The organism is Priestia sp. 3CA3 (assembly GCF_056836725.1).
This window is the reverse complement of sequence record NZ_JBXENJ010000001.1, coordinates 765,971-779,665: the sequence shown is the minus strand read 5'-3', so window position 1 is coordinate 779,665 and position 13,695 is coordinate 765,971. Positions and strand designations below refer to the sequence as shown.

The following is a 13,695-nucleotide window of genomic DNA, read 5'->3' as shown; positions in this document are numbered from 1 at the left end:
ACAATTATTAGAGAGAAAATCTGCCCAATTTTCGTGCAACGTGATGCACAAAAAAATGCCTCAGCAATTTGCTAAGGCATTTTTTCTTTATGAGCAGCTAGATCCAGGGCTGTTTCGCACCTGTGAACCTGTTTCACCGCGCAGTAAATCACCATCTGTTGACACAATAATTTCATCTGTTACTGTGTTTGAAATAGTGTTAGCGACAAGTTGAAGCAAATCATTCACGTTTATTTGAGACTCTTGAAACTGCTGAATAATCGGCAGTTCATCCAGCTCTTCCTGTAAACGATCGATTTTTGCCTCCACTTGTTTTAACGCTTCTGTCTTACCATAATGTTGGAAATTAACAGCTTGTTTTTGCAAACTTTTAATGCTTGCAATGGTTTCACGCACTTTTTGATTTTCGTTAAGCTGAGCTTCGGCACGCTTGAAGAAATCTACTTCTTCCGTTTCAGCAATCATTTTTGCCAGCTCTTGAGCACGTTTAATTACGTCACTCTTGTTATACTGCGCCATATTACTTCACCTCTGCTGTTTCTTCTACCATTTCCCCGTTTAATGTCCATGTTTTGGCTTTTGTAACTTTTACTTTTACAAGTTGCCCAATCACTGACTTAGGTGCTTTGAAGTTTACAAGCTTACTTTTTTCCGTGTAGCCTGCTAATACTTCCGGATTATTTTTACTTTCACCTTCTACTAATACTTCGACAACTTTACCTTCATATTCCTTCAATTTCTTTGCAGAAATTTCATTTACAAGAGCATTTAAACGCTGAAGACGCTCTTTTTTCACTTCCATTGGTACGTTGTCTTGCATCTTAGCAGCCGGCGTACCTTCACGAGGTGAATAAATAAACGTATAAGCACTATCAAATTCAACCTCACGATATAGCGACATTGTTTCTTCAAACTGCTCATCCGTTTCATTTGGGAAACCAACAATAATATCAGTTGTTAATGATGCCGTTGGAATGGCTTCTTTAATTTTACGAACAAGCTCTAAATAATGTTCACGAGAATATTTTCGTGCCATAATTTTTAAGATATCACTGCTTCCTGATTGAACAGGCAAGTGAATGTGATCGACAAGATTTCCACCTTTAGCAAGAACTTCAATTAAACGGTCATCAAAGTCACGAGGGTGACTTGTTGTAAAACGGATACGAGCAACGTCAATTTTACGGATTTCGTCCATTAAGTCGCCTAAGCCGTACGTCATGTCTTCAAAATCTTTTCCGTATGCATTAACGTTTTGGCCTAGAAGCGTAATTTCTTTGTAGCCTTGAGCAGCTAAATGACGTACTTCTTGGATAATATCTTCTGGACGGCGGCTTCGTTCTTTTCCTCGCGTATACGGAACGATACAGTACGTACAGAACTTGTCACAGCCGTACATGATGTTAACCCATGCTTTGACGCTGCCTTTACGTGCTCTTGGAAGGTTTTCAATAACGTCCCCTTCTTTAGACCATACTTCAATCACCATTTCTTTTGCTAAGTATGCTTCGTTCAAAATGTGAGGCAAACGGTGAATGTTATGTGTACCAAAAATCATATCCACGTGCTGATGTTTTTGTAAAATTTTATTTACAACTGACTCTTCTTGAGACATACATCCGCAGACGCCGATTAATAGCTCAGGACGCTCGCGCTTTAAGGCCTTCAAGTGTCCTAATTCACCAAACACTTTATTTTCCGCATTTTCACGGATCGCACACGTATTCAATAAAATAACATGAGCATCTTCAACAGAGTCAGTCGGCTCGTAGCCAAGCCCTAGAAAAATACCAGCCATTACTTCTGTATCGTGCTCATTCATTTGACAGCCGTACGTACGGATATAAAACTTACGTCCCTGTCCCATTCCATGAAACTGTTCATCGATTGCAAAATCGTTGTGATAGGAAACTTCTTCTTTTCCTCGTTTTTTCGCATCTTTTAAAGAAGGTGGCATGTATACTGTTTGAAAATATTTGCTGTAATCCTTTTCGGATTTTTTGTCCGCTGGATTAACTTGGTTGCTTTCTAAACGTTGTTTTTCGTTCATAAAAAAATCTCCTTTCGCCATGACAATTGTCACGTTGCACCTGTAAATCGCAAAAAAATGTGACAGCCTTATGCTTATGCATAAAACTCATCACATTAACATAGTATATAACTTTCAAGTAGCGAACACAATCATATACCTATTTTCTATACCTATCACTATGAAAAAATCCGAACGAGCTGGATTCTCCATTAAGAATCTCAATTTACCGTTCGGATTTCCCCTCTACTAAACTGCTTTTATTGCAGCCTCTTTTACATAAATTCAGCCACTAGCTCATCAAATTTTTCCTCAGTCATACCTAAGTCTGCTTTTGACAGCGGCTCTTCACTATAGCCGTGAACAAGCTGCTGATACGACGGCTGATGCGCATTTTGATAAATAAGCCCTGTTACTAAGCCATTATGCTCCATTAACGTCTGCATAGCTTGCATACGATTGTTTGCATCATAACCTTCAATTGTGCTAAGACTAGTTAGGTTTTCTTTAAACCAATCATACGTGTTCACTTTGTTATACGTTACGCACGGGCTAAATACGTTAATTAAAGAAAAACCTTTATGCTGAATGCCTTGTTCAATTAAGCTTGTTAACTCTTTTAAATTCGTTGAAAAGCTTTGCGCTACAAACGTTGCCCCGGAAGTTAACGCCAGCTCCATGACAGATAAAGACGACTCAATTGATCCTTCAGGCGTACTTTTTGTCTTGAATCCTACTTCACTGCGAGGAGATGTTTGTCCTTTTGTTAAACCATAGATTTGGTTATCCATTACGATATACGTTACATCGATGTTTCGGCGAATCGCATGTACCGTGTGTCCCATACCGATAGCAAACCCATCTCCATCACCGCCAGATGCGATAACGGTTAAATCACGATTAGCCATTTTTACACCTTGAGCGATTGGAAGCGCACGTCCGTGAATACCGTGAAAACCATATGAATTAATATAACCAGAGATACGTCCAGAACATCCAATACCTGAAATAACAGCAAGCTCATGAGGTTCTAAACCTACGTTAGCAGATGCGCGTTGAATGGCTGCTTGTACGGAGAAATCTCCACACCCCGGACACCAGTTAGGTTTTACACTGTTACGAAAATCTTTAAACGTTGCCATTTAACACAAACATCTCCTTACTTTTTGCGTATACTTCTTGCGGAAGAAATGGATTTCCATCGTACTTCAATACGCTTTGAATTTTATCATGACTTGCGATATTCATTTTTAAAATATTAGCAAGCTGTCCAGTAGCATTGTTTTCAACGACAACTACTTTTTTAGCTCCTTGCACGTAAGGAAGCAGTTCGTCAGCTGGGAAAGGATGAATTAAACGAATGTGAGCGTGATTTACTTTTATACCGTCCTGTTCCAAACGTTCCATTGCCTCTTCAATAACTCCGCGCGTCGAATTAAATCCAACAAATAAAATATCAGACTCTTTTTCATGAGAGTGAACATGAATTGGCGTATTAAAACGAATTCCTTTTGTTTTACGAAGACGCTTATTCATTTGATCATCGCGGTTCACCGGAGATTCAGATGGCTTTCCTGTCTCATCATGTTCTACTCCCGTTACGTGATGAATGCCATGCTTCATTCCTGGAATGACGCGTGGTGATACGCCGTCTTCTGTTACGCGGTAGCGCTTGTAATATTGTTTTTCTTCCAACTCTTCTAGCTCTCCTTGCTGAAGCTTGCCGCGGCGGATTTCAACGCGGTTATAGTCAAGCGGTTCTACCGACTGTTTCCCAAGTGAAAGCTGTAAATCCGTTAGCATAATAACTGGACACTGATATTCTTCTGCTAAGTTAAACGCTTCAATCGTATCGTAGAATGCTTCTTCAACCGTACTTGGCGCCATGACGATCTTCGGAATTTCACCGTGCGTACCGTAAATCATAGCCATTAAGTCAGACTGTTCTTGCTTAGTTGGAAGCCCTGTACTTGGACCGCCGCGCTGCGTATCAATAATCACAACAGGCTGCTCAGTGATGCCCGCTAATCCAATCGACTCCATCATTAATGATAGACCAGGTCCAGCTGATGCTGTCAGCGCACGTACGCCTGCATAGTTAGCTCCGATAGCCATCGTACATGCTGCGATTTCATCTTCTGTTTGAATAACAGTTCCACCGAATTGAGGAAGCTTTTTAATTAAGTATTCCATGATTTCTGAAGCAGGGGTAATTGGATATGCTGGCATAAAACGAGCCCCACCGGCTAAAGCACCTAGTGCAATCGCATCGTTTCCAATCATAAACATACGTTTTTTACCATCCGCTGGATCTAGTTTCATTGTTTCTAATTGTTCGCCTAGCTGTTCACGAGTGTAATCTGCACCTTTTTTAATAGCTTCCATGTTTTTTTGTACAACTTTTTGGCCCTTTTTACCGAAGATTTCAAGCACTACTTCTTCAAATACTTCTGTGTCAATATGAAGCACAGCACTTGAAGCGCCTACAGCAACCATGTTCTTCATTAGCGACGTTCCTAGTTCCGTTGCAATTTCTGTAAACGGAACAGCGTATAGCGTAGCAGTTGTACATGTTTCGGGCAGACTTGGGTTGAATTTCGCATCTGCAATTACAACGCCTCCTACGCGCAGCTCATGGACGTTTACATCGATTGTTTCCTGATCAAACGCAACTAAAATATCCAAATCATCTGACACAGATCGAACCTGAGCTGTACTCACTCGGATCTTATTATTTGTATGTCCACCTTTGATACGAGAAGAAAAATGACGATAGCCGTATAAGTAATAACCTAATCGATTTAAAGCGGTTGAAAAGATTTCTCCCGTACTTTCGATTCCCTCACCCTGCTGTCCGCCAACTTTCCATGAAAGTTGCTGTACCATAAATCAACGCCACTCCTTTAATTGCTCTTAATATAGAAATCTATTTTATTGATAAAAACTGAAAAAAGTAAATTAGCAAACGATTTCATTTGCTTCTGCATTTCACGAACAAAAATCATCCGCAAAACTCCCACAGCACCTTGTCGCTGTGCAGGATACGTTTCTGCTTGAACAGCTCCATAATCCGTTTTCAATTTTATTCCGATTGCCAGAAAAATGCAACCCTTTCCATTGAATTCTCAATCGTTTTAATTATATTTATATTTAATGAATAAGATGAAGTTTTTTAATGATCTTTTCTGCCTTCACATGAGGTATTATTATATAAATAACTTCTATAAAAAGAGCTTTCCAAAAAGAAAAAGCTCTTTTTTTATTAGTTGCATACACGATCGGCAAAGTTTTGAAACAGAAAACGTTTTACCTGCTCCTCAGTGTAATACTTAAGGAGTTCTTCAATTAAATTCGTATACTGTTCATATCTTCCGAGACGATAAACCGTTTTGTCAATGCCGTCAAAGTCTGAGCCAAAACCAACGGAGTATTCGCCTCCTCTTTCACATATGTAATCAAGATGACGGATCACATCCGCTATGTGCGCTTTGGCAGAACTCGTTAAAAATTCAGGGACAAACGTAATACCAATCACGCCGTTTCGCTTTATTAAAGCATGAATTTGATCGTCTCTTAAATTCCGGGGATGAGAACACAATACGTGTGAATTGGAATGAGTAGCCACTACATATTGTGCTAGCTCAATCACATCCCAAAAACCTCTTACTGATAAATGAGAGACATCCGTCCATACTTTATGTTCATTATTCAATTCAACAACTTCTCTTCCAAAAGACGATAACCCCGCGCCTCGAGGTTCTAAAATACCATCACATACAGCATTGCTGTAATTCCATGTCAAGCCTACTGAACGTACACCCAGTGAAAAAAGTGTCTTTAAGCGAACTAAACTTGTATCAATGGCATCGCACCCTTCAAGCGTCAGCATGGCTCCAAGTTCACCTTTTTTCAAGCTATCTATATCGCGCTTTGAACGAACCCATTTTACACCGGGAAGCGATAAAATATGACTCTGAAACAGCTGAATCATTTCTAACGCAACATCAAAGCGCTGAGCTGCCGGAACCGCTTCTGGAATATAAATAGCGAATAGCTGAACTTTCCCTTTTGCTTTTTTTATGCCTTCTAACGTAACATGCAGCGCTGAATCATATGTAAAAGATAAACGTTTATTTAACCAGAGCTTCATTAATACATCACAATGAGCATCAAATATCACAACCAACACCCCTTTAACTCTATACAAAAAGGACCTGTTTGGCTTCTATGCTTTACAGGTCCGTGGTTTTTATAATTATCGCGGCTCTACAATTAATTTAATGGCTGTTCGCTCTTCTCCATCAATTTGAATATCTGTAAAAGCTGGGATGCAGATTAAATCAACCCCACTTGGTGCAACGAACCCTCTTGCGATTGCTACAGCTTTTACTGCTTGATTAAGTGCCCCGGCCCCAATGGCTTGAATTTCTGCTGCGCCGCGTTCGCGCAGCACGCCTGCTAAGGCACCAGCAACTGAATTTGGATTAGACTTTGCTGAAACTTTTAATATTTCCATATCTAGCTCCTCCTTATTCTTTACAATGTATGATGAGAGATCATTAGACCAATGACTTAATTGATTTCAATGTTACTATATTCACGATATGTCAAACGTATTCCTGCTTGTTTTTCCTAAATATTCAAAAACTTATATTTCTACACCTTTCTTTTTTCTTTTTACGTTTTTGACAAAATAAAAAAGCCAATGTATCGCCTTTCGACACATTGACTTTTTCCCTTTATTCAAAAAACGGATGATCTTCGTTAATTAAAATTCGCTCTGTTTTTGTTGCTTTCCCCGTCTTTTGATCAATATCAATAACGATTCCACTAAGCTGCGTTCTTCCTTCTTTTGGCACTTCAAATCGAACAGGAAGAGACGTTAAAAAACGCTTAATAACAGCTTCGCGCTCCATCCCTAAAATGCCGTCATAAGGTCCCGTCATTCCTACGTCAGAGATGTAGGCTGTTCCTTTTGGCAATATACGATTGTCAGCTGTTTGAACGTGCGTATGAGTGCCGACAACAGCGCTGACACGACCGTCCACATACCAGCTAATCGCTTGCTTTTCACTTGTTGTTTCAGCATGAAAATCAATAAAAATAAGCGGAGTGCGCTGGCGTGCTTCTTCAATTAATTCATCTGCTTTTTGAAATGGACAATCGAGCGGAGCCATAAACGTACGCCCTTGTAAATTAATCACGGCTACCTCAAGCTGATTGTACGTAAAATACGTAATTCCTTTGCCCGGTGTACCTTCAGGAAAATTTGCTGGACGAACAAGATTTTTTGCATCGTCAATAAAATCAAAAATTTCACGTTTGTCCCACGCATGGTTACCAAGAGTAATAATGTTAGCCCCTGCTTGTAAGAACTGACGATAAATCTTTTCGGTAATTCCTTTTCCTGAAGCTGCATTTTCTCCATTCACAATTGTAAGTCCCGGAGAGTATTTTCTTTTTAATCTCGGTAAATATTCTTCAACCATTTCACGGCCTGGAGAACCAACTACGTCTCCAATAAATAAAATTCTCATGTAAAAGCTCCTATACTTCATTCTTAATCTGCATCTTCATCTCTACGAAAAAAAATAAAGTGGCGAAACGCCACTTCATTTTTATTTTGCATACTCTACTGCTCTTGTTTCGCGAATAACCGTTACTTTGATGTGACCAGGATAATCCAGCTCATCTTCAATTCGTTTTCGGATATCTCGAGCAAGTCGATGCGCTTCTAGATCACCAATCGTATCTGGTTTCACCATAATACGAACTTCACGCCCTGCTTGAATTGCAAATGATTTTTCAACGCCTTCATAAGACTCTGAAATTTCTTCTAACTTTTCAAGACGACGAATGTAGTTTTCTAACGTCTCACTGCGAGCACCTGGTCTTGCAGCAGATAATGCATCCGCTGCTGCAACTAGTACAGCAATGATTGATGTTGGTTCTGTATCTCCATGGTGAGAAGCAATCGCGTTAATAACAACCGGATGTTCTTTATACTTTGTAGCTAATTCAACACCGATTTCTACGTGGCTTCCTTCTACCTCATGGTCAATTGCTTTACCAATATCATGTAACAATCCTGCTCGTTTGGCTAACGTTTCATCTTCACCTAATTCAGCAGCCATAAGTCCTGATAAATGAGCTACTTCCATTGAATGTTTCAGCACATTTTGACCATAGCTTGTTCTGAATTTTAAGCGACCAAGAATTTTCATCAAGTCTGGATGCAACCCGTGAACACCGACTTCAAACGTCGTTTGTTCACCGACTTCACGAATATATTCGTCCACTTCGCGGCGAGATTTTTCAACCATTTCTTCAATACGTGCGGGATGGATACGACCATCTTGAACGAGTTTATCAAGTGCAATTCTTGCTGTCTCACGACGAATTGGGTCAAATCCTGATAAAATAACTGCTTCTGGCGTATCATCAATAATAAGATCAATTCCTGTCAAAGTTTCAAGCGTACGGATGTTTCGACCTTCTCGACCGATAATTCGGCCTTTCATTTCGTCATTTGGCAAGTTAACAACTGAGACAGTCGTTTCAGCAACATGATCTGCTGCGCAACGCTGAATAGCAAGTGAAAGAATTTCTTTCGCCTTTTTATCGGCGTCTTCTTTTGCACGGTTTTCTGTTTCTTTTACCATTATTGCAATGTCGTGGGAAAGTTCATTTTCAACACGATCTAAAATAATCGCTCTTGCATCTTCTCTTGTTAAGCTTGAAATACGCTCTAGCTCTGTTTGCTGTGCACGTACTACTTCTTCAACTTTGCTTTCCATCTCTTCAATATGCTGTTGTTTAACAGTAAGAGAATCATCTTTCTTTTCAAGTAACGCTTCACGTTTATCAAGTGATTCGTCTTTACGATCAAGATTTTCCTCTTTTTGCATTAATCGATTTTCTTGTTTTTGAAGTTCTGCTCGACGATCACGAATATCTTGTTCTGCCTCTGTACGAAGCTGATGGATTTCATCCTTCGCTTCTAGTAAAGCTTCTTTTTTCAAAGCTTCCGCCTCGCGGGTTCCTTCATCAATAATTTGTTCTGCACTAGACTTTGCTCCCGCAATTTTAGCTTCAGCAATCGATTTACAAACAAAAAAGCCAACAACTGCACCGACGATTAGGCCAAGCAAAGCGAAGATGATTGTATTAATATCCATCATTTCACCTCCCCTTGCTATAAACTTGTAAGTTTTAAATTTCATGTCGGCATGTACATCGTATTCACCTTTCAATATACACACAAAGGCTTTTAAACGCTAAAATGTTTTAAAAAGGGAAAATATACATCTTAATTGTAAATCTGTGCATTTTTATTGTCAAGCCTGCCTCTACAGTATATATTGAAATTTCGTATGTTACTTTTCTAGCATTAACAATTTTTACAAAAAAAAGACCCCTTCTTTGAAATAGAGGAGTCTTTTTTTATCTCGCAGCAAATTAAATATTTAAATCGCTTTGATCGTCATCCTCAGGAGCTGGCTCTCCATCTTGGTCTAAACCATGATGTTCACGCACTTGTCCCGCAATTTCCTGACGAATATCAGTATTTTCTTTTAAGAATTGCTTTGCATTTTCACGGCCTTGACCTAGACGCTCGTCATTATATGAATACCAAGATCCACTTTTTTGGACAATATCTAGTTCAGAAGCGATATCCAAAATTTCACCCTCTTTTGAAATACCTTCTCCGTACATAATATCTACTTCGGCAGCACGGAAAGGCGGAGCTACTTTATTTTTCACAACTTTAATTCTTGTTTTGTTACCTACGATATCATTTCCTTGCTTTAACTGCTCTGCACGACGCACTTCTAGACGCACTGAAGAGTAGAATTTAAGCGCACGTCCACCAGGAGTTGTTTCAGGGTTACCAAACATTACGCCGACTTTTTCACGAATTTGGTTAATAAAGATAGCGATTGTTTTAGACTTGTTAATAGCTCCAGATAGTTTACGCAATGCTTGAGACATTAAACGAGCTTGTAGACCCACGTGAGAGTCTCCCATTTCTCCTTCAATTTCCGCTTTTGGCACTAACGCTGCTACTGAGTCAACAACAATAATATCTACTGCGCCGCTTCGAACTAAAGCTTCTGCGATTTCTAAAGCTTGTTCTCCTGTATCAGGCTGAGATAATAACAGCTCATCAATATTAACACCTAATTTTTGAGCATATACAGGATCTAACGCGTGCTCCGCATCGATAAATGCAGCCTGTCCGCCCTGCTGTTGAACTTCTGCAATCGCGTGAAGAGCAACTGTTGTTTTACCTGAGCTTTCTGGGCCATATACTTCCACCACACGTCCACGTGGATATCCACCTACGCCTAAAGCTATATCTAATGCTAATGAACCACTTGGAATTGTAGAAATTCTTTTTTCCGTTTGTTCACCTAATTTCATAATTGAACCTTTACCAAATTGCTTTTCAATTTGCTTTAAAGCCATATCAAGGGCTGCTTGACGATCGTTCACTCAATTTCCTCCTCTATCTCTTTGAAATCATCTATAAACTGCAAACTTACTACGATGTAGTAGCAATGTCGAATTAACAACTTTCTATAACTTACTATACTAGTTTTTGGGTCGTTTGACAAGCAAAAAGCGAATAAATGTTCGTTTTTTATAAAATTAAAAAAAGGCTGCTTTGGTAAAACTAAGCAGCCTTTTTTCTTTATTTTTTTATCGTCTTCAATACGTAATGACAGCCGTAATTAACCGTTCGTGAACGAATTCCTTGGCGGCTTCCAGATAGCTGCAAGCTGTAAACTTGAGGAGTTTGATCCTTATAAGCGACCCCTATATGCACTGTTCCTACAGGGTGTCCTTCTTGTTTAGAGGGTCCAGCTACACCCGTAAAACCGATGCCAATATCCGTTTTGTATAACTGTTGAATACGCTGAGCCATTTCAGCCGCGCACTGCTCGCTAACGGCTCCGTACTGATTCAGCGTGTGTTCGCTCACTCCGAGAATATTTTGCTTGATTTCATAATGATAGGCTACCAGGCTGCCTTTAACAACTTCTCCAGCACCTGAAACAGTTGTTAAACGTTCGCTGAATAACCCGCCGGTTAAACTTTCGGCTGAAGCAATCGTCAAGCCTTGTGCCGTTAATTCTTTTACCAATTCATTATGTAAAGAAGTTGCTTCGTATCCATATAAATACTCGCCTACGCGCTCTGAAATGGTTTTTTCCACTTCGTCTAACATGCGCTGTGCTCCAGCAGCATCAGCGTGCTTAGCAGTTAAGCGAAGCGTCACTTCTCCATCTCCTGCAAGCGGTGCAATCGTCGGGTTTGTTTGCGCATCAAGCAAATCTTCAATTTCCGTCTCAAGCTGTGATTCTCCTATTCCGAAAAAACGAAGAACGCGTGATTCAATACTTTCTTTTAATTCAAGCTTTTGAGCTAAAAATTCTTGACCATATGCTTCATACATTGGATAGAGCTCTTTTGGCGGCCCTGGGAATAGCATATAGTGTTTTCCCTCTACTGTAAGCCCCATACCTGGAGCCATTCCGTAATCATTAGGGAGCACTGTCGAACCTTCAAGTACAATTGCCTGTTTTTTATTGTTAGGTGTCATGATACGATTTGACTGTTTGAAATAGGCTTCAATGCTTTCAAGTGCTTCCGCATTTGTTGTCAACTCTACTCCTAGCACACTCGCAATTGTTTCTTTTGTTAAATCATCTTTTGTAGGACCAAGCCCGCCTGTGAAAATAATTAACTCTGCACGTGTTTGAGCTGTAGCAATCACTTCTTTCAAGCGCTGTGCATTATCTCCTACTACTGTATGATAGTAAACATTAATTCCAAGTTCGGCTAATTTTTTCGATAAATACTGAGCGTTTGTATTGGCAATTTGCCCAAGCAGCAGCTCAGAGCCGACTCCAATAATTTCAGCGTTCATCATATCATCTCCATCTTACTTATTTTGAATTAACAAAAGCCTGTTTGTTTTTAGCAAAGTAGTCCCAGCCTGAAATAACCGTAAAAATCACTGAGATCCAAAGCATTACGCTAGCAAACGGAATGGAAATCCATTCAAAAGGCAAGTTGTACAACAGAATAGCTGAAATAGCTAAAATTTGAGTCCATGTTTTAATTTTACCTAACATATTGGCTGCTACAACTTCTCCTTCCCCTGCTAGTACAAGTCTTAAACCTGTGATAGCAAATTCACGGCTAATAATGATGATAGCAGCCCATCCTGCACCTGCAATTAAATCTAAGTCAACAATAGCTACAAGCGCAGCTGAAACCAACAGCTTGTCTGCTAGTGGATCTAAAAACTTGCCCAAGTTCGTGACTAAATCGTACTTTCTTGCATAGTATCCGTCGATCCAGTCTGTTGTAGATGCAATAATAAATAATGCCGCCCCTAATAGATGAGCGATCGGAATCTCTTTTCCTGCTGCCTCTACTGTGCCAAATGGTAGCGGCACCATCATAAAAATGAGGAATACGGGAATTAGAAAAATTCGCGAAATGGTAATCTTGTTTGGTAAATTCACTTCTTCTGCCTCCAATTACTGTTACAAACTGAAAGCGTGCAAACGAAGTTGTTTGCACGGCTTTGGTTTTATTATAGCGTGAATGAGTGTTTAATTCACATATTATCTTTATTTACACCCTGACCACTTTTTAAAACAGGCTGTTTACTGTGCTTCTGCCGGCTGATATTGAATCGTTACAACTTGTCGAACTTGCTTGGATGAATCAAACGGCAAGTCAACCGCTTTTCCATTTACTTTTAACTCTACTCCAGGTGAATAACCGATGTTGACACGAGCTTCCGTTTCTTTCGTCAAATCAAATTCTTTTGTTTCACCTTTTTTTAGAATGGAGCTAAAGAAAGCATTTCCTTTTCCATTTTTCACATCTAACCAAGTATCTGCTTGAGTGGATGTTACTTCTAGGTTAAATGCATCTGTACCGGAAAGAGCATACGTAGCACTTCTGCCTGTTTTTTGAACTTCCTTGTATTCTTGTTTACCGCTGTCTTTCTTTTCTTTTTCAGCTTTTTCTTTCTCAGCTTTTTCTTTTGCGGCTTTTTCTTTTTCAGCTTTTTCTTTTTCTTGTTCTTTCTTATCAGCAGCACTTTGTTCATCTTCTGACTTGCTATTGTCATTTTTTGCAGTAGTTTCATTCGTTTCTTCCTGCGTGTTAGACTGCTGAACTTCGCTGTTTGGAGCTTCTTGGTTAGCCTGCTCCTTGTTTTTATCCGAGACGATATTTTGAGCGATTACCCAAATAATAATCCCAACAACTACAACTCCCGCCACCACTAGAACAGTTGGAAGGTAGTCATATGCTTTTGAAACTCCTTTTGTATGCTGAGGAATTTCTTTGCGGCTGCGAACGCGCGAAAGCTGCTGCGGCATGTCTTCTGTTTGAGTTGAAGGAATGTCTGATTTGTATTCTTCAAAAATAGCATCTGTGTCCAACCCAATTGCTTCGCAGTATTGCTTAATAAACGCTCGTACGTAAAATTTCCCTGGCATAACCTCATAATTGCCTTCTTCAATGCCAAGTAAATAGCGTTTTTGAATTTTCGTTAGTTTTTGTAAATCCTCTAACGACAATCCTTTGCTTTCTCGTTCTTGTCTTAACCTTTGTCCTAACTCTGTCAATGCTAACAC

13 protein-coding genes are annotated in these 13,695 nt (G+C 39.7%); all 13 read right to left on the bottom strand.

The window, feature by feature from the left end:
- Positions 1-87: 87 nt before the first annotated feature.
- Complete coding sequence (locus AC1VNJ_RS03990; protein WP_013058797.1) at positions 88-519, bottom strand: YlbF/YmcA family competence regulator; 432 nt, start codon at positions 517-519, stop codon at positions 88-90.
- A 1-nt stretch (position 520) separates the two neighbouring features.
- Complete coding sequence (gene miaB, locus AC1VNJ_RS03985; protein ID WP_025601388.1) at positions 521-2,050, bottom strand: tRNA (N6-isopentenyl adenosine(37)-C2)-methylthiotransferase MiaB; 1,530 nt, start codon at positions 2,048-2,050, stop codon at positions 521-523.
- A gap of 254 nt (positions 2,051-2,304) precedes the next feature.
- Positions 2,305-3,171: a 2-oxoacid:ferredoxin oxidoreductase subunit beta gene (locus tag AC1VNJ_RS03980; protein ID WP_013058799.1), complete on the bottom strand. Its 867-nt coding sequence runs from the start codon at positions 3,169-3,171 to the stop codon at positions 2,305-2,307.
- Positions 3,158-4,915, bottom strand: a complete 1,758-nt coding sequence (locus tag AC1VNJ_RS03975) for a 2-oxoacid:acceptor oxidoreductase subunit alpha (protein ID WP_482640326.1) — start codon at positions 4,913-4,915, stop codon at positions 3,158-3,160. The genes AC1VNJ_RS03980 and AC1VNJ_RS03975 overlap by 14 nt, the downstream gene beginning before the upstream one ends.
- Before the next feature lie 17 nt (positions 4,916-4,932).
- Positions 4,933-5,109 (bottom strand): hypothetical protein, encoded by a 177-nt coding sequence (locus AC1VNJ_RS03970; protein WP_155278273.1) that lies wholly within the window; start codon positions 5,107-5,109, stop codon positions 4,933-4,935.
- 182 nt (positions 5,110-5,291) lie between these two features.
- Positions 5,292-6,209, bottom strand: coding sequence for a dipeptidase (locus AC1VNJ_RS03965; RefSeq protein WP_033579803.1), 918 nt, complete (start codon positions 6,207-6,209; stop codon positions 5,292-5,294).
- Between the two features lie 75 nt (positions 6,210-6,284).
- Positions 6,285-6,545 (bottom strand): stage V sporulation protein SpoVS, encoded by a 261-nt coding sequence (spoVS, locus tag AC1VNJ_RS03960; RefSeq protein WP_003181955.1) that lies wholly within the window; start codon positions 6,543-6,545, stop codon positions 6,285-6,287.
- Between the two features lie 223 nt (positions 6,546-6,768).
- Positions 6,769-7,566 (bottom strand): TIGR00282 family metallophosphoesterase, encoded by a 798-nt coding sequence (locus AC1VNJ_RS03955; protein ID WP_028411380.1) that lies wholly within the window; start codon positions 7,564-7,566, stop codon positions 6,769-6,771.
- Positions 7,567-7,647: 81 nt separating this feature from the next.
- A complete protein-coding gene (gene rny, locus AC1VNJ_RS03950) occupies positions 7,648-9,207 on the bottom strand; it encodes a ribonuclease Y (protein ID WP_482640325.1) in 1,560 nt (519 codons plus the stop codon).
- A 280-nt stretch (positions 9,208-9,487) separates the two neighbouring features.
- Positions 9,488-10,525: a recombinase RecA gene (gene recA, locus AC1VNJ_RS03945; RefSeq protein WP_028410857.1), complete on the bottom strand. Its 1,038-nt coding sequence runs from the start codon at positions 10,523-10,525 to the stop codon at positions 9,488-9,490.
- Between the two features lie 199 nt (positions 10,526-10,724).
- Positions 10,725-11,966 carry a competence/damage-inducible protein A gene (locus tag AC1VNJ_RS03940; RefSeq protein ID WP_482640324.1) on the bottom strand — a complete coding sequence of 414 codons (1,242 nt, stop codon included), beginning with the start codon at positions 11,964-11,966 and terminating at the stop codon, positions 10,725-10,727.
- 16 nt (positions 11,967-11,982) lie between these two features.
- A complete protein-coding gene (gene pgsA, locus AC1VNJ_RS03935) occupies positions 11,983-12,567 on the bottom strand; it encodes a CDP-diacylglycerol--glycerol-3-phosphate 3-phosphatidyltransferase (RefSeq protein ID WP_028411382.1) in 585 nt (194 codons plus the stop codon).
- 144 nt (positions 12,568-12,711) lie between these two features.
- Positions 12,712-13,695, bottom strand: a complete 984-nt coding sequence (locus AC1VNJ_RS03930; RefSeq protein ID WP_223546233.1) for a helix-turn-helix domain-containing protein — start codon at positions 13,693-13,695, stop codon at positions 12,712-12,714.